General features: G+C 67.3%; 21 protein-coding genes. 6 read left to right on the top strand and 15 right to left on the bottom strand.

The features are described 5' to 3' along the window. Positions 1–179 precede the first annotated feature (179 nt). Complete coding sequence (locus VET27_RS11710; RefSeq protein ID WP_526518213.1) at positions 180–395, top strand: long chain fatty acid-CoA synthetase Faa4p; 216 nt, start codon at positions 180–182, stop codon at positions 393–395. Here VET27_RS11710 and VET27_RS11705 read toward each other — a convergent pair. The 4 genes from VET27_RS11705 to VET27_RS11690 form a co-directional block, all read right to left on the bottom strand. Beyond that, complete coding sequence (locus VET27_RS11705) at positions 367–1,635, bottom strand: threonine/serine exporter family protein (RefSeq protein ID WP_526518183.1); 1,269 nt, start codon at positions 1,633–1,635, stop codon at positions 367–369. The genes VET27_RS11710 and VET27_RS11705 overlap by 29 nt on opposite strands. Then, complete coding sequence (gene fumC, locus VET27_RS11700; RefSeq protein WP_526518181.1) at positions 1,635–3,155, bottom strand: class II fumarate hydratase; 1,521 nt, start codon at positions 3,153–3,155, stop codon at positions 1,635–1,637. Before fumC ends, VET27_RS11705 begins: the two co-directional genes overlap by 1 nt. Positions 3,156–3,258: 103 nt before the next feature. After that, positions 3,259–3,708 carry a nitroreductase/quinone reductase family protein gene (locus VET27_RS11695; protein WP_526518178.1) on the bottom strand — a complete coding sequence of 150 codons (450 nt, stop codon included), beginning with the start codon at positions 3,706–3,708 and terminating at the stop codon, positions 3,259–3,261. A gap of 74 nt (positions 3,709–3,782) precedes the next feature. Beyond that, positions 3,783–4,409, bottom strand: a complete 627-nt coding sequence (locus VET27_RS11690; protein WP_526518176.1) for a DUF3159 domain-containing protein — start codon at positions 4,407–4,409, stop codon at positions 3,783–3,785. Between the two features lie 69 nt (positions 4,410–4,478). Here VET27_RS11690 and VET27_RS11685 point away from each other — a divergent pair, with 69 nt between their 5' ends. Then, positions 4,479–5,495: a CobW family GTP-binding protein gene (locus VET27_RS11685; RefSeq protein ID WP_526518174.1), complete on the top strand. Its 1,017-nt coding sequence runs from the start codon at positions 4,479–4,481 to the stop codon at positions 5,493–5,495. 3 nt (positions 5,496–5,498) lie between these two features. Here VET27_RS11685 and VET27_RS11680 read toward each other — a convergent pair whose 3' ends face one another. From VET27_RS11680 to VET27_RS11670, 3 genes are read right to left on the bottom strand one after another with little or no spacing between them, the layout of a single operon-like run. Next, positions 5,499–6,335, bottom strand: coding sequence for an endonuclease/exonuclease/phosphatase family protein (locus VET27_RS11680; RefSeq protein WP_526518172.1), 837 nt, complete (start codon positions 6,333–6,335; stop codon positions 5,499–5,501). A gap of 49 nt (positions 6,336–6,384) precedes the next feature. Further along, positions 6,385–7,572, bottom strand: a complete 1,188-nt coding sequence (locus tag VET27_RS11675; protein ID WP_526518170.1) for a metallophosphoesterase — start codon at positions 7,570–7,572, stop codon at positions 6,385–6,387. Between the two features lie 49 nt (positions 7,573–7,621). Further along, positions 7,622–7,756, bottom strand: a complete 135-nt coding sequence (locus tag VET27_RS11670; protein WP_526518217.1) for a hypothetical protein — start codon at positions 7,754–7,756, stop codon at positions 7,622–7,624. Positions 7,757–7,946: 190 nt separating this feature from the next. On the opposite strand from VET27_RS11670, the gene VET27_RS11665 reads away from it, so the two are divergent. Next, positions 7,947–8,150: a hypothetical protein gene (locus VET27_RS11665; protein ID WP_526518168.1), complete on the top strand. Its 204-nt coding sequence runs from the start codon at positions 7,947–7,949 to the stop codon at positions 8,148–8,150. Between the two features lie 11 nt (positions 8,151–8,161). Here VET27_RS11665 and VET27_RS11660 read toward each other — a convergent pair whose 3' ends face one another. From VET27_RS11660 to VET27_RS11635, 6 genes are all read right to left on the bottom strand, one after another. Then, on the bottom strand, positions 8,162–8,512 hold the full coding sequence (locus VET27_RS11660; RefSeq protein ID WP_526518211.1) for a nuclear transport factor 2 family protein: 351 nt from the start codon (positions 8,510–8,512) through the stop codon (positions 8,162–8,164). A 220-nt stretch (positions 8,513–8,732) separates the two neighbouring features. Continuing rightward, the gene (locus VET27_RS11655; RefSeq protein WP_526518166.1) at positions 8,733–10,181 is read right to left on the bottom strand and encodes an aminotransferase class I/II-fold pyridoxal phosphate-dependent enzyme; all 1,449 of its coding nucleotides are present in this window, start codon (positions 10,179–10,181) and stop codon (positions 8,733–8,735) included. Continuing rightward, on the bottom strand, positions 10,178–11,353 hold the full coding sequence (locus VET27_RS11650; protein WP_526518164.1) for an amidohydrolase family protein: 1,176 nt from the start codon (positions 11,351–11,353) through the stop codon (positions 10,178–10,180). Before VET27_RS11650 ends, VET27_RS11655 begins: the two co-directional genes overlap by 4 nt. After that, positions 11,340–12,647 (bottom strand): class-III pyridoxal-phosphate-dependent aminotransferase, encoded by a 1,308-nt coding sequence (locus VET27_RS11645; RefSeq protein ID WP_526518162.1) that lies wholly within the window; start codon positions 12,645–12,647, stop codon positions 11,340–11,342. Before VET27_RS11645 ends, VET27_RS11650 begins: the two co-directional genes overlap by 14 nt. Then, positions 12,644–14,131 carry an amino acid permease gene (locus VET27_RS11640; protein WP_526518160.1) on the bottom strand — a complete coding sequence of 496 codons (1,488 nt, stop codon included), beginning with the start codon at positions 14,129–14,131 and terminating at the stop codon, positions 12,644–12,646. The genes VET27_RS11645 and VET27_RS11640 overlap by 4 nt, the downstream gene beginning before the upstream one ends. A 20-nt stretch (positions 14,132–14,151) precedes the next feature. After that, positions 14,152–15,486, bottom strand: coding sequence for a type I glutamate--ammonia ligase (locus VET27_RS11635; protein ID WP_526518158.1), 1,335 nt, complete (start codon positions 15,484–15,486; stop codon positions 14,152–14,154). Positions 15,487–15,600: 114 nt separating this feature from the next. Here VET27_RS11635 and VET27_RS11630 point away from each other — a divergent pair, with 114 nt between their 5' ends. Continuing rightward, entirely contained in the window at positions 15,601–16,398 is a 798-nt protein-coding gene (locus VET27_RS11630; RefSeq protein WP_526518156.1) for a class II glutamine amidotransferase, read from the top strand. Positions 16,399–16,403: 5 nt separating this feature from the next. Continuing rightward, positions 16,404–17,258: a MurR/RpiR family transcriptional regulator gene (locus VET27_RS11625; RefSeq protein ID WP_526518154.1), complete on the top strand. Its 855-nt coding sequence runs from the start codon at positions 16,404–16,406 to the stop codon at positions 17,256–17,258. Positions 17,259–17,269: 11 nt separating this feature from the next. Here VET27_RS11625 and VET27_RS11620 read toward each other — a convergent pair whose 3' ends face one another. Continuing rightward, positions 17,270–18,673, bottom strand: coding sequence for a mechanosensitive ion channel domain-containing protein (locus tag VET27_RS11620; RefSeq protein WP_526518152.1), 1,404 nt, complete (start codon positions 18,671–18,673; stop codon positions 17,270–17,272). After that, the gene (locus tag VET27_RS11615; RefSeq protein ID WP_526518209.1) at positions 18,673–20,862 is read right to left on the bottom strand and encodes an adenylate/guanylate cyclase domain-containing protein; all 2,190 of its coding nucleotides are present in this window, start codon (positions 20,860–20,862) and stop codon (positions 18,673–18,675) included. Before VET27_RS11615 ends, VET27_RS11620 begins: the two co-directional genes overlap by 1 nt. A 305-nt stretch (positions 20,863–21,167) precedes the next feature. Here VET27_RS11615 and VET27_RS11610 point away from each other — a divergent pair, with 305 nt between their 5' ends. Further along, the gene (locus VET27_RS11610; RefSeq protein WP_526518150.1) at positions 21,168–22,418 is read left to right on the top strand and encodes a metal-dependent hydrolase family protein; all 1,251 of its coding nucleotides are present in this window, start codon (positions 21,168–21,170) and stop codon (positions 22,416–22,418) included. Positions 22,419–22,634: the final 216 nt, after the last annotated feature.

Genomic DNA, 22,634 nt, shown 5'->3' with positions numbered 1-22,634 from the left:
GCAAACGCCCGCCGATGGCCGCACACCACGTCCGTCAACCGATTGGGCGTTTTCGCCGCCCACGCATTATCCTTGCCCGCGGTTCGTCGACGACACAGGAAATCTTCATGCACATTCAGCCCACCTTGCGGCGCGCACAGTCCCTTCGCAGCACCCGGAGGCAGCGCATCACTCACCGCGTGAGTTGCCCGACGGTCGGTCAGAGCTTCGACATCGCGGTCAGCCGCGAGATCGACGGCTGGACGATCCGCATCCCCGAGATCGGTGGCGTCACGCACGCACGGCGCCGAACCGCCGTCGAACTTGCGGCACGGGAGTGCATCGCCGACAAGACCGGCATCCCGATCGGCTACGTGACCATCTTCGTCACCAAGGAGACCGTCGGCGCCGAGTAGCCGGGCGACGCTTGCCTGCTCTCGCAGCCGCGACCGCGTAGGCATGCATCGGCACGGCGAGCCCCGTCGCCATACCGGTGATGACGAGGGTGGCGACCGCCCCGTCCGAGGCCAGCGACGTCAGAAGATCCGATGTCGGCAGCTGTGCGAACTGCACCAGCCCGCTGAGCATCCGAAACACGTAGACACCGGGAACCATGGCGACGACGGACGCGAACCCGATCGCCGCGAACGGGATTCGCAGATGGTGCGAGATCGGCACCAGCAGAACTCCGACGAGCAGACACGACACGAGCGCAGCGGTAGCGATGTCCGCGTGACCGACCGTGACGGCCCACCAGTGCGCTGCGTGGGCGAGCATCCCCATGCCGACGGGCCAGCCGATCATCCGGTATGGCATGGAGAAGAAGACCGGGTAGGACCCCGCGGCGATGCCCGCCGCGACGACGTCTACGTAGAGCGGCACCGTCGCGCCCGACTGTGCGACCGACATGTTCAACCCCCCGGCCGCCAGTCCGATTATCAGCCCGGCGGCGATCGCCGCGAGAATCATCGCGGCGTAGCCCAGTCGCTCAATGCCCAACGACACGCGGAGCCCCAGCAGGTCGAGCGCACCGTTGAGGATGTGCGGCCCAGGGACCAGGACCATGGCCGGACAGAGCACCACCAGTCCCACGGCGCCGTCGACCTGCGAATGGTTCGCGACGACACCGATCAGACCCGCGATCAAGGCGGCGGTGAACGCCTGGGTGAGGATGCCGGCACCGAGGCGACCCAGTCCGCGGCGGACCAATCCGCCGAGGGCCGCGCTCACGGCGATCACCAGCACGGTGATCGGCTCGTGCGCTCCGAAGATCACCGCCAGCGCGCCGGCTCCGGTCGCGCACGCACCGCTGAAGATTGCGGTGCTGGAGAGTGATTCCCGTTGCGCGGCCACAATTTCGCGCTTGACGACTGCCGGATCGAGCGGACCGTCCTGGGCCCGGTCGATGACCTTCATGGCCGCGGCGACGCGTCTCATGCTCACGCCGGTCGGCGACACGGCGGCCACCCGTATCGCGCCCTCGGGGCCGACCACCTGGAGCGACGCCCATGCGGGGATCAGCGTGCTCGTGGTGTTCAGTCCGCGGTTCAACCGATCGACGGCGGTCAGCGTCATGCCGGTCGACTGGCCGTTGGCATGCAACAGAGTCGCGGCGCCCAGCACGATGTCGATCGCGTCCGCCCCGTCGGGAGGCATCACGCGCCGCCGGCACCATCGCCGACCATGCCCAGCGGGTCGACCACGGAATCGAACTGCTCGGCGGTGACGTGTCCCGACGACACCGCGGCGTCGCGCAGTGTCGTTCCCTTGGCCAACGCGTCCTCGGCGATGTGGGCGGCGTTCTGGTAGCCGATCACGGGACTCAGCGCGGTCACCAGCATGAGGCTGTCCGAGACGTACTGTGCTATCCGGTCGGTGTTGAGAGTCGTTCCACGAACCGAGAATTCGAGGAACTTGTCGCAACCGTCGCCCAGTATCCGCGCGGAGTGCAGGAAGTTCTTGACGATGACGGGGCGCATCGCATTGAGTTCGAAGTTGCCCTGCGATCCGGCCAGTGCGACCGCGGTGTCGTTGCCGATCACCTGAATTGCGATCATCACCAGCGCCTCGCACTGCGTCGGGTTCACCTTGCCCGGCATGATCGACGAACCGGGCTCGTTGGCGGGCAGCAGCAGTTCGCCGAATCCGCACCTCGGCCCGGAGGCGAGCCAGCGCATGTCGTTGGCGATCTTCATGAGTGCGACGGCGAGGCCGCGCAGTGCCGCGTGGGCGCGGACCATCGGATCGAGGGATCCCAGAGCGGCGAACTTGTTGGGAGCCGTCACGTACGCCGCCCCCGTCAGCTCGGCGAGCTCGGAGGCCACGTCCACGCTGAACCCCGCGGGCGCGTTCAGGCCCGTGCCCACGGCAGTTCCGCCGACCGCCAACTCCAGCAGTCCCTCGCGAGCGTGCCGTAGTTCGTCGATGCAGGCGCCCAGTTGCGCCGCGTACCCCGACCATTCCTGCCCCACGGTCAGAGGCACCGCGTCCTCGAGATGAGTGCGGCCGATCTTGACGACGTCGGCCCACTGCGATGCCTTGTCCGCGATGTCGCGCTGCAGCGCCTCCACCCGAGGTATCAGCCGCTCGTCGACTTCGGTGACGGCGGCGATGTGCATCGCGGTGGGGAACGTGTCGTTGCTGCTCTGCCCCATGTTGACGTGATCGTTCGGGCCAACGGGTAGCTGGCTGCCGAGCTCACCACCGAGGAGCTGAATGGCCCGGTTGGAGAGCACTTCGTTGACGTTCATGTTGCTCTGCGTGCCGGAACCCGTCTGCCAGACGAACAGCGGGAACTCGTCGTCGAGCTTGCCCGCGATGGTCTCGTCGGCCGCCTGCACGATGACCTTCGAGCGCCAGTCGGCCAGCCTGCCCGCGCGTTCGTTGACCAGCGCGCACGCCTTCTTCACCAGGCCGTAGGCGCGGTAGACCTCGATCGGCATGTGGTCGTTGCCAATCGAGAAGTGAAGCAGCGAGCGCTGCGTCTGAGCGCCCCAGTAGCGGTCGGCCGGGACCTCGACCGAGCCCAGGCTGTCGAATTCGCTGCGCATCCCGGTCGCCTCGATCTCGACTGGCACGTCGGCGTAGGTCGGGATGGCCTCACTGGCGGGGTTCTGCATGGTGTTCTCCAACCGGTCGGAACGAATTGCCTGGGGCTGCAATTCATTCTGGGACACCGGGCCACTTCCGTCTTGGACGTTGGCGCCACCATCGGCTCCCACCTCTGCGATTTCGGCGCGCAAACGTTCGCTGAGCGACGGTTAGCGCGCCGAAATCGCTCTAGGTGGAGGGGGAGGTGAAGACGTCGATGGGCTTCCCGGTCCTCAACATCACCACCGGAATGTGGCGCGTCGTCGAAGTCTGGTAGCCGAGGTAGGGCGGAAACAGATGGGTCATGTACGCCCACACCTGGTGCCGCTCCTCGTATTCGGGCTCGCGCCAGGTGGCCTCGAACGCCTGCGTGGCGATCTGTACGCCGATCGTCTCGCTCTCGCGGATGTTCAGGTACCACTCCGGATCGGTGTCGGCACCGCCCTTGGACGCGACGATGACGACCTCACCGCCAACGTTGCCGTAGATCAGTGGCCGGACGTACGTCTTCCCGGACTTGCGGCCCACGCAACGGATCAGGCAGTGCGTCGTCAGGGCGTGACCACCGACGGAGCTGAGGTCGACGATGTGCCCCCGGGCGCCCCCCGAGCTCAGATATGCCTCGAGATGATCGCCCATCCAGTCACCTCGGTCTGCGCGGATCGAAGCAGCATCTGCATCGCCCAAGGGTCGTTTCCTTCCGACTCGGTCGGTCACGCCGCCCCGGTTGCGCGTGGCAGCGCGCAAATGGCGGTCCTGACGGCCAAGTAGATCAGGGTCGAGGTCAGCAGGAAGATGGGCCACCCCATTGCGATGCGCGCTGCGGCGAGCAAGCCCGCCTGATCGGTGTCGTACAGGTAGTACTGAACCGCGAACCGGGCCCAGGACACCGCCGCCATCATGGTGGTGACGAGGTCGAACGCCCGCCGCACCCGCGGCACGCGGCGCCACGTGCCGTCGCGGCCGGTCACCCACGCCCAACCAACACCGATGAGCGGCCGTCGGATCAACACCGAACCGGTGAACGCAATTGCCAGCACCAGGTACATCCAGATGCCGGGCAGGTAGAAGTCCTTCGCCTTGCCCGTGACGAACGCGAAGCCCGCGCCGACGGCCACCCCGGCGAAGCCGAACAGGGCAGGCCGAATGGACTCGCGACGCAGCAGCTGCCAGGCCAGGACGATCACTGCGACGCCGACAGCGGCGGCCAGCGCCCACCCGAGGTCCAGCAGGGCGTTCGCCGCACCGAAGGCGGTCACCGGCAGCGAGGTATAGACCAGTCCACGGACCCCTCCCGCGCGCGCCAACAACGCGTTGAGCGGCGAGTTGGTGTCCGTCACCCGATCGAGCGTACTGACTGGGCCGCCCACCCGACGGTCGTCCCGCGTGGGGAGACCTACACTCCTCGGGTGCGAGCCATCCCCGTCATCGCGCTGACCGGGTACCTCGGCGCTGGCAAGACGAGCCTGCTCAACCACGTGCTCCGCGCGCCGGGCGCGCGGATCGGCGTCGTCATCAACGACTTCGGCGACGTCAACGTCGACGCCGCGCTGGTCACCGGTCAGGTCGACGAGCCCGTCTCGATCACAGGCGGCTGCGTCTGCTGCCTCGACGACGACGGCGGGTTGGACGAGGCTCTGGAAAAGCTCACCGATCCCCGCCTGGCCCTGGACGCGATCGTCGTCGAGGCCAGCGGGCTCGCCGATCCCGTCGCCGTGTCCCGGCTGATCCGCTTCAGTGGAGTCGAGCGGGTGCGGCCGGGCGGTGTCGTGGACGTCATCGACGCTGCCACTCACTTCGACGTCGTCGATCGTGGCGGCGTCCCCCTCGCGCGGTATGCGGCGGCGTCGCTGATCGTGGTCAACAAACTCGATCAGATCCCCGACGACAGTCGCGCCACCGAGCTGGCACGCATCGAAGCGAGGATCCGGGAACGCAATCCGCACGCGCACGTAGTCGGCGCGATCGGCGCGAGGATCGATCCCGCGCTGCTGTACGACGTGTCCGACTCCGACGACGGCACGGGCCAACTGTCGATTCGCGAACTGCTCATCGACGCGCACGCCGATCACCACGATCACGTTCATGCCGCATCCGTCACGGCGACCAGCGACGGTTGCATCGACCCCGGCGTGCTCCTCGACCTTCTCGAGGAACCGCCAACGGGCGTCTATCGACTCAAGGGGACCGTGGCCGTCCGCTCCCGCGACCGGGTGCGCAGCTACGTCGTCAACGTGGTCGGGTCGTCGGTTCACGTCGCGACGGCACCACCGAACACCCGCACCAACTGCCTGGTCGCGATCGGCACCCACTTCGACGGCGACGACGTGCGCACCCGGGTGGAGGCCGCGTTGCGTCCCCACGACCGGACGGTAGCCGCCGCGGCGATGCGGCGGCTGCAACGGTACCGGCGGCTCAGCTTCTGACCGTCAGCGCCGCCAGAACCGTTGGCGCCAGTCAGTTTCCACGGGTGCGACGGCTCTGCGCTCGAGGCGGCAGAGCACACCGAAGTGGTCGGAGGGGAATACTCGCGGCAGTGCGTTGGAGATCGGCTCCGTCCCCAGCAGGTCGATGCTCGTCGCCGACCATCCGCCGCCCTTGATTAACACCCGGTCGAACCGGACGTGGCGCTGCTTGTTCTTGATGTCGAGTCGCATCAGATTGATGGTCGTGTCCTCGGTGAAGCCGTCGTCGTGTGGTCGCAGGACGGGCCAGAGGTCGCGATAGGGATCGGTGATCCGTCCGTTCTCGGCGTCGCGCATGTTGAAATCGCCCAGCACGACGGCGCTTTCGGTACTTCGAAGAGCCCGGAAGATCCGCCCCAACTGCCGGGCGCGCAGCCGTGCCGCCGCCTTCCCGCTCTCGAGGTGAACCGCGACGACGGTCAGGGTGCCGCCACCGGCGTCGAGTTCGGCCGTGAGGAAACCGCGCGCCAGGTTCGTCGGCAGCCGGGCGTAGGTCACGTGATCGATGGGCAGTCGGGACAGCATCAGCATTCCGTAGTTCCCGAGGCCGCCGCCGGTGACCTCGGCGCGGCGGTAGCGCACCCTAATCCACGGCTGGGCGAGAAAGATGGCCAGCGCTGCCGGGGTGACCTCCTGAAAGACCATGACGTCCGGCATGTTCCGGGACAGAAGGTCCGCGATCGCGCGGCAGCGCTCCTCGGCGTAAAAGTCGCTGAACCAGATGTTGAACGTCGCCACGGTGAGCGCGTCACGTGTCACCGCGCCGGCGGGGGCGGTGTTCGTCCATCGATTAGCGGCCACGTCGAACGTCCCGACGGGAACGCTGCGGCGACGCGACCTCAACGCCACGTCACGCTCGACGAAGCGTCAGCACGGTGATCTCACTCGGTGCGAACACTCGAAAGGGTGGGCCCCAGAAGCCCGTGCCACGACTCGTGTAGAGCTGCGTCCGCTCGCCGTGGCGGCTCAGACCGTGCACCACTGGCTGATCGAGCCTGACGAGCAGGTTGAACGGCCAGATCTGTCCGCCGTGCGTGTGCCCGGACACCTGCAGATCCACTCCCGCCTCGACCGCATCCGGAACCTGTTTCGGTTGGTGTGCGAGCAGCAGCATCGGGAGCGTCGGGTCGGCACCCGCAAGGGCTGCCTCCAGGTTCGCCCCGTGCCCGACGGTGCCCGACCCCCGGGCGGTCGCGTCGTCCACACCGGCGACGACCAGCCCGTCACCACCGCGTTCGACGACGATGTGCCTGTTGTGCAAGGCATCCCAGCCGATGTCGGTCATGTAGTCGAGCCACCCCTGTGCCTCGCTGAAGTATTCGTGGTTGCCGGTGACGTAGACGCGGGCCAACCTGCCACGCACCCCGGCGAGCGGCCGAGCCTGCTGCTCCCTCGTGTCCACGGTGCCGTCGGCGATGTCCCCGACGTGGCACACGACGTCAGCGTCGATCTCGTTGACGCGGTCCGCCACCAGCGCTGACCAACGGGTTCGGTTGATGGGGCCGTAGTGGGTATCGGTGATCATCGCGACGCGCAGACCGTCCAGCCCGGCGCCGAGCCTGGGAATGGTGACGTCGACGCGCTTGGTGCGCGGAAGTCGCATCGCCTCGGTGAATCCCCAGACGAGCAGTACGAGCACCACTGCGACGACCGCGGCTGCCACGACGCGCGACCTCGTCGGGTCCTCGACACCGAGCACAAGCAACGCCAACCTCAGCAGCTGAGCCAGTACCGACCAGACGAACAGCACCCAGACCGCTCCGAGCAGGGCGTCACCGGTGACGGCCGCCCAGTCCAGATGGCGTCTGCCGTGCCCGAGCATCATCGTGACGGGAAGCCCGACGAAGGCCGCCGCGAATCCGACGGTGCCTGCGATAAACACTCCCGTCGGCCACTGCGCACCCGCCGAGAGCACCGTCCACCACGGCACCCCGAACAGGACCGCCAGGATGGCGAAGACGGGAATCAGACGGAGCCAGCTCCGCCGCGGTCGCGGGTGCGGGGTAGGTCGAACCTGCACCGACTGGGGGTCTGACATGGCGGAGCGCCTCGATCCGGGTCGTGGGGTACCGCCGAGGCTACCTGCGTCAGGCGGGGGCGTCCGGGTCCTTTTCGATGGCGATGACGAAGTCGTCCCCGTGCTCGACGAAACCGGCGATCACCGCGTCGTCAACGGCGTACCGCTGCCGGATCATCATCGGGTCCCCGCGGAGATCCTTCACCAGCGCGACCACCTCACGGTTGGTCCGTCAACCGGTGGAGCGACGTCGTCACGCGCACGCCGACTTCGATCTTGATGTCGGAAGTGCTTGCCGTCACACGTGATTGCTGCCACCCGTAGGACAGATTCTGCCAACGGAATCAACCGGTTGAGCACTGAGTTCGACGAGGTGTGAAGAAAGTGGCACAGTCATGAAGAACTTCGGATTCGCCGCACTGGTAGTAGGCGTCCTGAGCGCCGCCGTAGCCGGTCATCCCGCCCACGTCCTGGGCTCCCTCGCAGTGGAGTCCGCGACCACCGTCACCGCCGACACCAGCCACCACGTGTGGCTCGACCAGATCAGCCCGGTGGTCAACGTGCCTCGGGTCGACACCACCGTGCATCCGAGCCGCTGACGCCTGGACCCTCAGTCGTCCGGCGAGTCCAGCGACAGATGCTCGTGGACACCAAGCCAACGACCGTCAGCTCCGCGCCGCAGGATGATCGTCTCCCGCTCGCGCTGTTCGTCGTCTACCCCCGCCAGGCGGGTACGGACCGAATGGGTGAATACCGCGACGTCGTCGGTGATCAGGTCCAGCCGCGGGTTCAGAGACCGGCAGGAAAGCACCCGAAACCCGTCCTGCTCCCAACCCGCCCACATCGCCTCGTAGGCCGCCCGCGACGGAAGCAGCTTCGGCTCGGCGTGGAACAGGAACGTGGCCTCGGGCGCGAAGCCGTCGAAGTAGCGGGCGGTATCGTGCGAGCCGAACGCCGCGATGACTCGACCGCCGCCTGCATCGCCGAAGCGGAGAGCGGATCAGGGTCCGGCATGCCAGAAGCCTAGATGGGCGCTCTCCTGGGACGGTGCCGTATGAAGCGCTATCTTCGTTTTCCGCACCACGGTCGCGTTTGGGCCCGCTCGACGGATATGCGCGACCATGGCGCAGAAAATGCGCATAGTCGCTCATTCGGGGGTGTCAGCCTGGACGGCCCGGCCGTCAGCGGACGACCTTGACGTAGCCCATCGTCGGGTCGGAGGCGCTGATCGGATTGCCGGCATCTCGCAGCGCGGTGAGCAGGCCGAGAACGTCGTCGTCGAGCTTCTCCCCCGGCATCACCAGCGGAATGCCGGGCGGGTAGGGCGTGATGGCCTCCGCGGCGATGCGCCCGGAAGCCCGCGCCAGGCTGACCGATTCCGCGCCCGCGAAGAACGCCTCCCGCGGGGTCAGCACCATCTCCGGCCGCACGGCCAGCAGATCGGCGACCAACGCAGTCCGCTGGCCCTCGGGCCGCACGCCGGCGTACTGGGCGACCTCCGCGAATCCGGCGGCCAGCCGATCCATGTCGCTCTCGGTGTTGCCAATGGTCGTGATGCACAGAACGTGTCCGGCACCGCTCAACTCCGGCTGGACTCCGTGAACGTCGTTGAGCCGCGCGAGGACTTCTCGGGCATCCATGTCCAGGCCAGCTGTCCCGACGAGCAGTTTGGTCTCGTCGAGCTGGTGCAACCCGGTGCCCGCACCTGCGAGATGCTCGGGTCGTAGGACCGTCAATCCGGGAATGGCGGCCAGTCGGTCCGCCGCCCGACGGGCTCGATCCAGGGTCGCGTCGAGTAGCTCGCGGCCGTGCAGCATCATCTGTCGTCGCGCCAGGTCGATCGACGCCATGATCGCGAAGTGCGGGCTGGTGGTCTGGATCAGCTGAAGTCCCCGCCGCACCGTCGCCGGATCGAGGACCGTCGGATCGATGTGAAGCACCGCCGCCTGGCTCAGACCGGACAGGATCTTGTGCACCGATTGGACGGTCGCCGCCGCACCGGACTTCTCGCCGGGCACGGGCAGATCGGGATGAAACGCGAAGTGAGGCGAATGTGCCCCGTCGACAAGGAGTTTGGCCTCATGACGACGACACAGTGCGGCGAGCGCCGTGATGTCACCGGTGGTGCCGTAGTAGGTGGGATGCAGCACCCAGAGCGCCTTCGCGCCACTTTCGTCGAACGCGTGCTCAGCCACGTCGGCGTCCACACCGTGTGCAACCCCGAACTCGTCGTCCCAGCGCGGTTCCAGCCAGATCGGTCGGGCGCCCACCTGGACCAGGCCGGCGAGCACGGACTTGTGGGCATTGCGCGCCACCAGGACCGGCTCGTCGGGACGCAGCGCCGACAGTGCGACCGCGATGTTCCCCGTCGTCGAACCCTGGACGAGGATGAAGCTCTGGCCAACGCCCCAGGCATCGGCGATCAACGCCTCGGCCTCCAGGATCGGACCGTCGGGGCAGTGCAGCGTGTCCGTGTCGGGCAGGTTGTTCAGATCGACGTCGGCGAGGTGCTCGCGGAACCACGGATCCAGGGTCCGACCACCCTTGTGGCCGGGGCTGTAGAATGGCGCCTGCCCGCGCTCGACGAAGTGCTTCAGCGAGTCGAAGAGCGGTGCGGCACTGTGCTTCACAACCCGTAGACTCGCTCGGCGTTGCGTACACCGATCATGTCGACGAGCCGGATGGCGTCCTCTACGCCGCAGTCGCCCGTGCGAACCCAGCCCCCGAGCACCAGCCCCATCGCACGCCGCCACAGCACCGAACCCAGCACGTGCAGCTCGGGCGGCCCGAAGGCATCCGACGAGTACAACTGCTTGGCGAACGGTGCGGTCTCGAGCGCCTCGGCGACCAGTCCCGTCGACCGCACGCCCAGGTAGTTGATCGCCAGTCCCACGTCGAAGTTCACGTGGTCGAACGCCTGCGCGAGATAGCCCGCCTGACGCTGAAACGGGTAGCAGTGCAGCAGCAGCACTGGGACCGGCGTCATCGAACGGAGCAGTGGCAGCAGCAGCATCGGGTCGCTGCGGTGCAGGTCCATGTCGCGATCTCCGAAGCCGACGTGCACCTGGATGGGCAGACCGTGTGCGGCGGCCTCGTGCACCCCGAACGCGATCAGCAGCTCGTCGTCGAGACGCAGCGGGCCGGGCCGGGCACTGAACTCGCGGGCGTGGGCGACCACCTCGCCGTCCGACGGTCGGGTCCAGTCGACGTCGAAACCGATGCGGTAGGCCGCAATCGTCTTGGTGCCCAACACTTCAGAGTCATCGACCGCGACCCGCAACGCCGCGCGGAAGGCCTCGGGGAAGTCGTCGGGGGACGTCCCGTCCTTCAGCAGGTCCTCGGTTAGTCGTTCGAGGCGAACGATTTCCGATGACGGCACATCGCTGAGCTTGGTGAGCTGCTCGGGGGTGGTGATGAGGTCACCCTTGAACCCGGTATCGACGATCCAGCGAGCGACACCCGCCGCGGGCAACATCGTCCTGGAGAGTTCGTCGGGCGAGAGCTCGCTGCGTCGTGCCCAGTAGTCGTCGGCACTCGCGAGCGACTCGAGCCCGAGTAGCGGCGCGCACCAGCGGCGGATGGAAAGGCCCAGCGGCGAATCGAACTGGGTCATGAAGTCCGGGACGGGATCGGTGGATCCCTCGTTGATGGCGGCCTCGAAGTCGGCGCGGTCGACGGGTGCGTTGAAGGTGCCGTGGACGTGGTGGTCGATCAGCGCGATGGTGCACAGGTGCTCGCCCAGCGCATCGGGCACGACGTCGTGGACCCCGGCGAAGACGTCGGGCAGTTCACCAACCGGCATACCGTGCGACCTCCTCGGCGTTCACTCGTCCAGCGGCCGCGTCGGCGAGGGCGGCGCCCAGTATCTCGACCGCCCGCCCCGCTTCTGCTTCGGTGAGCACCAACGGCGGCGTGATCTCCAGGACGTTGCCACCGACGTAGTACACCACCGCGCCCAACTCCCACGCACGGTAGACCACCTGCGCGGCCAGCCGGGGATCGCGCTCCCCCGTCTCGGGGTCGACGAGTTCCACGCCGATCGCCAGACCACGTCCGCGGACGTCGCCGATGCGCTCGGAGCCCGGCGAGCCGGCCAGTGCACGCAACCAGTCGGCCAGCAGCGCCCCGACCTTCGCGGCCCGCTCCGGCAGTTGATCGCCGACGATGGTGGCCAGCACCGCGCGCCCGGCCGCGGTGCACACCGGATTGCCCGCGGTGGTCAGCAGCGCCGCCGCAGGCGGGTTGTCGAGGATCTCGGCGGGGCCCACGGCCGCCGACAACGGCAGGCCGCCGCCCAGCACCTTGCCGAACGTGACGATGTCGGGCATCACGTCGTCGTGTTCGAAGGCGTGCAGCGTGCCCGGCCGCCCGAGGCCCATCTTGACCTCGTCGCAGATCATCGCCACGCCGTGCCGCCGGCAGAGCTCGTGCAGCCGGGCGAGGAAGCCGTCGGGCGGCACGATCAGACCGCCGTCGGACAGGATCGGCTCGACGATCAGACAGGCGATGGAGCCGGTGCGCAGGTGTTCCTCGGCGAGCTCGAGGCAGGCGGTGACGTCCTCGCCGACGTCGCCGCGGACGGGCCGAAAGGGGTTGGGGTAGGCCAGGAATACGGCGTCCGGGTCCGCGGGCACGCCCGCGTCGACGTGCACGCCAGACACGCCCATCGCGACGCCGACGCCGCCGTGGTAGCTGTGCTCGAAGGCGATGACGGTGCGTTTCCCGCTCGCGTGCCTGCACGCCCTGAGCGCGACGTCGTTGGCGTCCGAGCCCGCATGCCCGAGGTACACCCTGCGCCCCCCGCTACCGGGGACCAGCGCCAAGAGGTCTTCGGCGAGGCCCACCGAATCGGGATGCACCGCCGACAAGCCGCCCGACCCGGGAGCGGTGCGCACCGCCCGGCTCACCGCCTCCACGACGGCCGGGTGGCCGTGCCCGAGGCCACTCGCCGTCCACGTCGCCGACAGGTCGAGGAGCTCGCGACCGTCGGGGGTGACCAGCGTCGACCCGTGGCCCGACACCACCTCCAACGGGAAGAAACGCAGCTTCTCGATCCCCGCGATGGCCGCCTGGTCGCGCTCGTACAGCGTGCTCATTCGGTCTGTGCCAACTCGTCGCTCAGCGACTCGCCGACACGTTTCGCGATCCCGGAGGCCGCGAGGGCGATCACCAATCCGATTGCGCACCAATACAGTCCAAGCAGCGGCGCGTCCAACCAGGTCACCGCGCCCTTGACGTTGAACCACAAGACCGCCGCGATCACCACCGCGCCAAGCGCGGGCAGCACCAGACCGGCAATCTTGCCCTTACCGCCGTGCACGTCAACGAATTTGGGTGCACCCACGAACCACATTGCGGCGATTTCCACCAACAGATAACAGACCATCAGGCACACGGAGCCTGCGACGGCGAACAGGAAGTAGGTGTTGATCGCGGGGTTGCCGGTGCCCATGTCGGGCCAGCCCAGAGCACCGCAGATGAGGTCGACCACCAGCGCGACGCCGACGACGAGCCACGTGGCGCGGCGAGGACCGCCGGTCTTCTCGTGGATGTGGGCCATGGCCTTCGGGCCGAACCCGTCGCGCCCGAACGCGTAGAGCATACGGCCGGACGTCGCCGAGCAGGCCAGGTGGCAGCCGAACGCAGACACGATCGCGGTGAAGATGATCAGCAGGCTGAACCACTGCCCAACGTAACTACTACCCAAGTCGCCCAATGTGTTTCCCGAATTCTGGAAGGCGTCGAGTCCTGCCGCGTCGGTGCCGAAGCCGATGACTTGCGCGAACATCACGACGACGAAGAGCACACCAGTGAGGAGCAGGGTTCCCGCGAGTGCCCGCGGGATGTTGCGGCCGGGGTTGTCGGTCTCCTCACCCATCGATGCGCAGGCCTCGAATCCCGCCCAGGACAGGAACGCCGCCACGACGGCGCTGAGCACCGCCGAGGCGGACACGCCGTCGAAGGAGAACGCGCTGAAGTCGACCCCGGTCGTCGGCGCACCGCCCTTCGCGAAGATCACCACGACCAGCACGATCATCGCCAGGATGCCGATGCCCTCGATGCCGAGGAGGATCTTTGCCAGCAGCCGGACGTCGCGGCCCGAGAGCAGGAACGAGATCACGGCGCCCACCACGACGACGGCCAGCCACGGCACCTGGTAGGGATCGTCATTGCCTGGCTGCAGTTCGGCGATGAACGCGTTGACGAACGCTGCCGTCAACGCCAGCGTGCCGATCGCGAAGCCCACGTAGGCCCCGAGCATCGCGAAGCCGGAGAAGAACCCGGCCCGCGGCCCGATGGTGCCGCCCACCAACCCGTACGCCGACCCGGCGTGGTTGAGATGCCGGGTCAGCCGGACGAAGCTGTACCCGACCAATCCCACGCCGACCAGCCCGATCAGGAACACCAGCGGAATTGCCTTGCCTACGGTGCCGATGAGGCCCTGACCGTTTCCGGACATCGCCAACGTCGGCCCGACCAGGGCGACGGACATCGCCAGTGCGACCCAGAAGGGCAAGCGGCGGTGGGGAAGCTGGTCGGCTCCTCCCGATGGACTGGCCGACGACGTGCTCGTGCTCATCGATGTCTCCTTCCGGTGGGTCAACAACTCCACGCGAGGCGCAGCGCCTGCGTGGTCTCGGCCGGCGGTAGATCGCCGAAAGTGGTGATTTCGTAACGTCGCACTGCCACGACGCCTTCGACCACCTCGGGGGTGAGCAACTCCGCGGCGAGAGCAGACCTCTCGAGCGCGTCGATCGCCGCCTGCTGGCCGGTGGGAAGCGGCGGCGGCGGGGTGGCCGACTGCGACGGGTTTTCGAGTATCTCGGCGGGCAGCTCGAGTCCGCGGTCGACACCGCGAAGCGCACTGCTGAGGAAGGCCGCCGCAGCCAGGTAGGGGTTGGCGCTCGGGTCGATCAGCTTCAGTTCGGCGTTGGCACCGTATGGGCTGCCGGGTGTGGCCGCGATGAATCGGACGGCGGCTTCCCGGTTCTCGAGGCCCCAGCACGCTGCCGCACCGGCCCAGTTGCCCGGCTTGAGACGCAGCGCGGACAGCGCCGAGCCGGCGTACACACCGATGAGGTCGGGGAGCGAGTCGATGACACCGGCGATGGCGGACCCACCGTCGGGCCTGATGCCGTACGGCCCGTCCCCGCCCGAGAACAGCGGACCCCGGTCGTCGGCCAGCGACAGGTGCAGATGCGCCCCGTTTCCCGCGGCGCCGTCGAAGGGCACCGGCGCGAACGAGATTCGCAAACCGTGCCGCGCCGCCGCGCGGCCGAGCACGATGCGGGTCAGGATCACCGCGTCGGCCGTCGCGACCGGGGTGTCGGGCGCCAGCGAGACTTCCAGTTGATCGTGGCCGTACTCGGTGTGGATCTGCTCGACGCTCAGCCCGGCGCGTTCGGCGGTGGTCGCGAGGTCCACGAGGAACGCCGATCGGTCCAGCGACGTGCGGATTCCGTAGGGCGACCAGGGCCCGGTGGACGCCGGGCCGCCGTCGGGCGCGACCATGGTGCACTCGAGTTCGGCGCCGATCAGGGCAGTCAGGCCACGGTCGGCCGCGGCCCGCTCGGCGCGGACCAGGAGTGAGCGCAGGCACAGCGGCGCCGGATCTCCGCCCTGGTCGGTCAGGTTTCCCGGCGCCCAGGCGACGCCGTCGTCGACGACCCGCACGGTAGCCGGATCGATGCGGATCCGGAGGTCGCCTACGACGCCGATGGTGGGGGTGAACGCGATTCCACTGTCGACACAGAAGACGCTCCACGACGGTGACACGCCCATCCCCGAGCGTTGAAAGTCGCCGAGCCTGCGCAGCGGGACGTACTTCGCACGGGTGACACCGGCCGGATCGGTCACCGAGCCAGCCACGAGTTCAACGCCTTTGGCACGCAGCTCGTCGATGCGAAGCGCGACGTCGCGGTCGTCACCCGGCATGGAGCCTCCTTCGACGTCTGAGTCTGCGAGGAATCTATGTCATGAATGTTTCAGAATCTTTAAATTCGACCGTTTATGGTTGATCCATAAGATCACTGATCGGAGGATGCCTTCATGTGTCGGCTCTTGGGTGTCGTGTCCGCTGCCCCGATATCGGTCGCCGACGCGGTCGGGGACGGTGTGCTGAAGGACTTCGTCGCACTCACGAAGGTGCATGGCGACGGCTGGGGGGTCGCGACCGTCGACCGCGTCGGCGACGACCCGCACGTCACGGTCTCCGCCGAGAGCGCGCTCGACGACCCGGAGTTCACCGCGGCCACTCGCGATGAAGGGTCCGCGGCGTCACTGGTTCACCTTCGGTGGGCGACGAGCGGACTCGCGGTAGAGCCGCGGAACTCCCACCCGTTCATCGCTGACGGGCTCGCGATGGCGCACAACGGCTCGATCAAACCGATGGGTCCGCTGAACGACCTCCTCGAACCCGCAATCGCAGCGTCCCTGCGCGGAAACACCGACAGCGAGCGGTATTTCGCGGTGATCCGCCAGCACCGCGGCACCGCACCGAATCTCGCCGAGGCCGTGCGGCGCGCCGTCGCCCAACTTCGGCAGACCCATCCCGACGCCAGCCTCAACGCGCTCGTCCTCGGTGAGGATCAACTCATCGTCGTCCACGCGCACGCTCGTAGCCGCCTGCTCGCCGAGGACATCGAGGAGATCAGCGCCACCGACCTACCCGCCGAACACCTCGAGGACTACTTCGGGTTGCGCATCGCGCGGCCCCGTGCCCACATCGTCGTGATCGGGTCGACCGGTTTCGGTGACCTGCCTTGGGAGCCACTGCAACCGGAGTCCGTGGTCGCGGTGTCGATTCGCGACTTGTCGGTGATGACGCTTCCCCTCGTGACACATTGACTCCGATGACCGACGAAAGCGTGGCTGCACGGGCCGGCGCCGCCTTGCCGTCGCTGAGCAAGGCGGAGCGACGGGTCGGACGGGCCCTGCTCGCCGACTACCCCAGTGCCGGGCTGGCCAGCGCCGCTCGGCTCGCCGAACGCGCCGAGGTCAGCCCGCCGACGGTGCTCAGGTTTGCGCAATCCCTTGGCTACGAGGGGTTCACGGATCTACAGGGGGCGCTTCGCGCCGAGCTGACCGCGCGATCCAACGGGCCGATCACGAGGCTGCCGAGCGCGCCCGCCGCCGACGGCCTGCTGGACCGTCTGCTGCAGCAGGCTCACGCTCAGAACGGACGGGCCGCGGAGACGCTGGCCCAGTTGCCCGCGTCTGCGGTCGAGGCTGCGGTGGCACTCCTATCGGACACCGGCAGACCTCTCTACCTGCACGGGGGGCGCTTCTCGCATCTGCTGGCGATGCACCTCGCCGCTCACCTCGAACAGCTGCGTCCGGGAGTGCGGCTGCTCGCCGACCCCGGCGGTCGCGACCTCGGCGCCATGATCGAGCTGACGCGCAAGGACGTCGTCGTCCTGTTCGATTACCACCGCTATCAACGCAGCGCCGCCAATCTCGCGGCACGCGTGCATCGGGCCGGCGCCACGGTGCTCCTCATCACCGACGACCTCGCCTGCCCGGTCGCGCCGGAAGCCGAGGTGATGTTGGCCGCCTCGAGCACGGTGGGCACCACCTACCAGAGCATGGCCGCCGGCTTCCTGCTCACCGAACTGCTGATCCCGCTGGTGATGGATGGGGTCGGCGAGCCCGCGCGGACCCGGATGGCGCTGTGGGAGGACCAACGCAGCACCGAACTGCTGGGGTGACGCCGGAGCCCTCAGTCGGCAGCTGCGGTCAGAGCCTTTCGGGCGTTCGCGCGGCGCTCTTCGATGGTTCGGCCGAATTCCTGCAACAGCAACGGGTTTCGCTGCACCAGCATCTCGATGTGTTCACGGTCGACGTGCACGACCGTGACCTCGTCGACGGCGTGCGCGTTACCGATCACGGGTTGACGAGTCAGCGTGCTCTGCCCGAGGAAGCCGCCCTCGTCGAGGGTGCCGATCGTCACCTCCGCGCCGTCATCCGACCCTCCGGTCAGCCGTACCCGACCCGAGACGATGAACGTCATGCGTTCCGGTACCTCGCCGGCGCGCTGGATGATCTCGGCTGCGCCGTAACGATCCAGCGTGGCATTGGGCAACAGCTCGCGCTGTTCGTCACCATTGAGTCGCAAGGTCGGTGCCACCACTGTGCGCACCGCGTCGGCGATCCGATCGGGGCTCGAGAACGTCTCCCCCGCCTCGTTGAGGTGTAGCCCCTCTCGTCGGGCCGCATACCAAACCCATTGCAGAAAGGTAGTTTTCGCAGCACTATCGTCACCGGCTGAGGTCAGCGGGATACTCGTGTGATACTCCTTGCCGCCCGACGGCGTCGCGGAGACGGTGGCATCCTGTCTCCGTTGCGGCAGTTCGGCCGCCACCCGCGTCAGCATGGCGCACACCTGGTTGGGCGGATCATCCAGCGAGAAGATCGTCGTCACCGTGATCCTATGCTTGCCTTCGGGGCGGCTCAGGTTGGTGAACGAGGCTCCGCCCAACACCGAGTTCGGAGTGATCTGCAGTCCCGAACTCGTCTCGAGATGCACTGCGCGCCAGTTGACTTCCACTACGCGACCCCGAGCCGCGGGGGTGTCCAACCAGTCTCCCAACTGAAATGGCTGCTCGAAGAGCATCAACAGACCGGAGATGATCTGCCCGACGGAGTTCTGCAGCGTCAGGCCGATGACTATCGACGTCACGCCGAGCGCGGTGAACAGGCCGCGCACGTTCGCGCCCCAGATGAAGGAGAAGATCATCGCCAGTCCGACGGCGATGACCAGGAAACGTCCGACGTCGATGAAGATGGTGGGCACCCGTTTGCGCCACGTTCCGGCGGGCGCACCCTGGAACAGGGTGGCGTTCACCCCTGAGAGCAGCAGCACCAGAACGACGAACGCGAAGAGGGTGGCCACCATTCGGACGGACGTGGTGCCAGGCGGCACCTGCTTGGCTTCGGTCATCAACAGAAGCAGTGCCCCGAGCGGAAGCAGGTAGTTGCGCAGCAAGGTCACGGGCCGGACCAGGAAGCTGCCCCGACGACGCAGCGAGTGCTGCCATTCGGTCAGCGCCACGAGCCCGAGCGGCAACCCGATGGCGATGCCGACGGCCCAGTAGAACCACGACGAACTGAATACGTTGGTCATCAGCGAGGCTCCACCAGGCGCCAGGTCGGCTGTTCTTGGCCATCGACGGTGACGGTCCCGGCCAACGTGAAGTTCATGGTGTCCCGAAGGGCCTCGTAGACCGCGTTGGTGACGTCGATACCCGGCTGGGGTGAGCCGCTTTTCACCTGATAGGCGATGTTGACCGCGGCGCCCCACATGTCGTAGACGACGGAGAGGCGACCACTGAGCCCACTGCTGACCGTGCCGGTGTCGATGCCGGCCCGCAAGCTGAGGCGGCCGTCCATCTCGCTGTTGAATCGGTCGATGATGCGCTGGCACTCGAGGGCGAAGTCGACCGTCCTGCGCACGTTGTCCAGCCGGGGTACGTTGAGTCCGCAGCTCCCCAGGTATCCGTTGCGGACGGTGCGGATGCGCTCTATGCCGAGACCCTCTGCCGCCGCGTCGAATTGGCGCTCGATCTCGTCGACCAGGGCGAGCGAACGTTCAGAAGTCAGTTCCACCTGCAGTCGGTCCAGCCCGATGACGTCGGCGAAGATCACGGTCACGTCTTGGTGTTCCTCGGCTTCGAACTGCTCGCCCTGCCGGTACCGCTCGACGACGGGTTCGGGCATCAACAACGCCAGCAGCTGATCGTTCTCCCTGCGCTGCGCGTTGAGGAGTTCTTCCTTGACGGTCAGGCTTCGGCTCATTTCGTTGAACGCCTTGGTGAGGTCGCCGAATTCGTCGCGCGTCTCGACGGGGATGACGACGTCGTAGTCACCGGCGCTGATCTTCCGCGCGCCCGTCTCCAGCCGCCTGATCGGCCTCACGAACAGCTGGGCGAGGAACACCGCCGCCATGCAGACGACGAAGATGATGCCGACGGTCGACAAGACGATGGTCTTGGTGAAGTTGGCCTCGCGTTCGAAGGCCTCCGAGGTGTTGAGCTTCGCGACGATGGACCACTGGATCTCGGAGTCCGGAATCACCAGGGGGGCGTATGCCTGCAAAGTCTCTTGCCCGAGGTAGTCGGTGGTGATCAGCGTCCCCGACTGACCTCGCTCCGCGTTCCGGGTGGCTTCCGAGGGGACGGGTTGGACGAGGGTGGTTCCGCCAAGGCGGATGGCCTGATCGGCGACGTCGGTGGGCGTGCCCGCTTGCACGACGTCGCGTTTGTAGGCCTGCGGATCCTCCAGGAACAAACGGGAGTCGGAGCGCATCAAGCCATCCGGACCGGCCAGGAAGGTTTCCCCCGTCTCGCCAAGGCCCGCGGTCGCCCAGTTCTTGTCGAAGGTCATGAGCCTGTTGATCTTCGTCGCGGGGAACTGCATGGCGAGCACGCCCTCCGCGCGGCCGTTGGCGACGACGGGGGTCACCATCCACGCGGTGGGAACGTTCTCCGCAGGCTGGTAGATCTCGAAGTCGGTGAATCCCACGTAGTCAAGTGCGTTGGACGACAACGCCTTTTCGTACGCGCCACGGAGTTTGGAGCCACTATAGGGCCCGGTGAGGATGTTGGTGCCGAGGTCGACGTCCTTGTAGGCCGAGTAGACCACGTTGCCTGCGTTGTCCAGGAGTAGCGCGTCCTGGAATTCGAAGCGCTTGACGATCTCGCGAAAGAAGTTCTGGTAACGCGCGTTCGCGGCTGACCACGCGCTCCCGTCCTGGGCGTCGTTGATCGTGAGCGCGACGTCGTCGGACTTCCTCTTGGCGGTGTAGTTGGCCTGGAGGTACCGCTGCGCGTTGTTGGTCGGAAGCAACTGGCCGACGTCCAGGTTCGTCCCGCTGTACTGCTCCACCTGCTTGATGAACCCGTTGTCGTAGTAGTCGGTGATCGCCTGCGACTGCGCGGGATCGATGGTCTGGTTCTGCAGTTGCGCGAACCCGGCGGTGAAGGCCTCCAGAGCGCTCGGCGTGGTGGCTCCGCGGGTGTAGATGATCATCGAGTTCTTGAGATCCGTCAGCTGCTCCTGCAGCGCACGCGATTGCGACTCACGCACCTCCGTCAGCCGGTTGAACACCGAGTCACGAAGCGAACTGCGGCCGGCCTGAAAGCCGATGATGCCGACCACGGTTGCCGCCACGATCGTGCACACCACCATCATCACGACGAGTTTGGACTGGATGCTGACCTTGGCCAGCAGGCGGCGGCGCTGAAAGCGGTCGAACCTGTGAGCCTTGAGCTCCTCGGGCTCCGCCACGACCTCGACGGCATCGGGCTCAGACACGTGCAACATCGGCATCCCTTCGCCGGTCCGGTCTGCGCGACGACTCCGCGGACATTAACATTGATGGGACGGATGAGGCTCACGCGACAGGTGGGGTTTATCAAATTGACGCATAGATTGAGGTGCCCTGCCGCAAAGGCATTCAGCGGTGCGCACGAGGGTTTCAATGCCCGGGTGCAGTCAGGCCCCTCCGCCGCGGGCGCTTGGTGACGCCGTGGGGTGGGTGAGCCATGCGCATGCCCTTGCCGGGCTGCAGCGCCTCTGCGAGGATTCGCTGCGACCATCAGCCCTACGGGAGCATCTACATGAGCACCACGCTGTTCACGAACGCCCGGCTCGTCTTGGACGATGCGGACGACCTCACCGCGCCGTCTGAGGTGGTGGTCGAGGGCAATCGGATCGGCTGCGTCGGCAGCGAGGCTCCGACGGCTGCCGCCGACCGAGTCATCGACGTAGGCGGGCGGACGCTGATGCCGGGCCTGATCGACGCCCACGCTCACATCACCGGACTGTCTCTGAGCCCCCGCAACACCGACGCCGGTGCCGACGAGATCGACTCAGCTGCAACGGATTACCTGCGTCAGGCGTTGTTGGACGGCTTCACCACGGTGCGGGAGGCGGGCGGGGCCGATCACCGCATCGCCCGCCGCCTCGAGCAAGGCGGCATCGTCGGCCCTCGGCTGTTCTACTCCGGTCGCGCGCTGACCCAGACCGGCGGTGGGGCGGACTTCCGAACCATGGACGAGTCGACCGATCCATGCGGGCACGCCACGCCGCACTCGGTGATGTCGGTCATCGTCGACGGCGTCGACGAAGTGCGTCGGGCGGCCCGCGAAGAATTGCGCCTCGGCGCCACTCAGCTGAAGCTGTTCGCCTCCGGCGGCGTGGTGTTCCCGGCGAAGTCGCACGCCACCCGCTACGAGTTCTCCCCGGCCGAGATGTCGGCGGCCGTCGAGGAGGCCGCCGCCCGCGACACCTACGTGATGGCGCACGCCTACAGCGACGAGGCCGTTCGCCGCTGCCTACGGGCGGGGGTGCGTTCCATCGAGCACGCGAACTTCGTGACCGAGGAGACGGTCGCGTTGATGGGCGAGTACGGAGCCTTCTTCGATCCCACGTTCATCTCGCTCGTCCAACGAGTCGAAAGCGCCGCCCAGACGGGCCTTTCGGACACCATCGTGCACAACGTCACCCACGCCATCGAGGAAGGGAGGACCGTCTACGGCTGGGCGCGCAAGCACGGTGTCCCCATCGCCTTGGGCACCGACCTGTGGGGCCCCGATGCCCGGCGCAGCCAACTCCGGGAGCTGGAACTGCGCTCGGACCTCGACGAGGCACGCAACATCGTTCGCTCGGCCACCACCGTCAACGCCGAACTCCTCATGATGGCCGGGCAACTCGGGACGATCCGGCCCGGCGCGTTCGCCGATCTCCTGGTGGTCGACGGCGACCCGTTGCGTGACGCGAGGGTCCTGTGTCACCCGGAGGAGAACCTGTTGCTGGTCATGAAGGACGGCGAGGTCTACTCCGATCGCCTGACGAGACTGTCACTCTGAAGGGATCCGGAACGTGGAGAACAAGGCTGCACTCGAGGAGCACTTCGCATCTGGGCGAGCTCTTGCCCTACAACGTCGGGCGGACGTCGCACTGGGCCTCCGCCGACGGCAAGAACCCCATGGGCGTTCCCGCGAAGCATCCGTTCATCGAGTACCTTCGGCGCAATTTCTACGTGACCACCAGCGGCAATTTTCGGACGATGGCGATGCGAAACC

It is taken from the genome of Mycobacterium sp. (assembly GCF_035633495.1).
Taxonomy (GTDB): Bacteria; Actinomycetota; Actinomycetes; order Mycobacteriales; family Mycobacteriaceae; genus Mycobacterium.
The sequence above is the reverse complement of the archived record's forward strand: the minus strand, read 5'-3'. Positions and strand labels throughout refer to the sequence as shown.

Bases quoted from the DNA above. Each gene is read 5' to 3' on its own strand.
- VET27_RS11705 (WP_526518183.1), bottom strand. From the start codon at position 1,635: ATGCCTCCCGACGGGGCGGACGCGATCGACATCGTGCTGGGCGCCGCG.
- VET27_RS11695 (WP_526518178.1), bottom strand. From the start codon at position 3,708: ATGGGCGATCATCTCGAGGCATATCTGAGCTCGGGGGGCGCCCGGGGG.
- VET27_RS11675 (WP_526518170.1), bottom strand. From the start codon at position 7,572: ATGTCAGACCCCCAGTCGGTGCAGGTTCGACCTACCCCGCACCCGCGA.
- VET27_RS11665 (WP_526518168.1), top strand. From the start codon at position 7,947: ATGAAGAACTTCGGATTCGCCGCACTGGTAGTAGGCGTCCTGAGCGCC.
- VET27_RS11650 (WP_526518164.1), bottom strand. From the start codon at position 11,353: ATGCCGGTTGGTGAACTGCCCGACGTCTTCGCCGGGGTCCACGACGTC.
- VET27_RS11645 (WP_526518162.1), bottom strand. From the start codon at position 12,647: ATGAGCACGCTGTACGAGCGCGACCAGGCGGCCATCGCGGGGATCGAG.
- VET27_RS11640 (WP_526518160.1), bottom strand. From the start codon at position 14,131: ATGAGCACGAGCACGTCGTCGGCCAGTCCATCGGGAGGAGCCGACCAG.
- VET27_RS11635 (WP_526518158.1), bottom strand. From the start codon at position 15,486: ATGCCGGGTGACGACCGCGACGTCGCGCTTCGCATCGACGAGCTGCGT.
- VET27_RS11630 (WP_526518156.1), top strand. From the start codon at position 15,601: ATGTGTCGGCTCTTGGGTGTCGTGTCCGCTGCCCCGATATCGGTCGCC.
- VET27_RS11625 (WP_526518154.1), top strand. From the start codon at position 16,404: ATGACCGACGAAAGCGTGGCTGCACGGGCCGGCGCCGCCTTGCCGTCG.
- VET27_RS11620 (WP_526518152.1), bottom strand. From the start codon at position 18,673: ATGACCAACGTATTCAGTTCGTCGTGGTTCTACTGGGCCGTCGGCATC.
- VET27_RS11610 (WP_526518150.1), top strand. From the start codon at position 21,168: ATGAGCACCACGCTGTTCACGAACGCCCGGCTCGTCTTGGACGATGCG.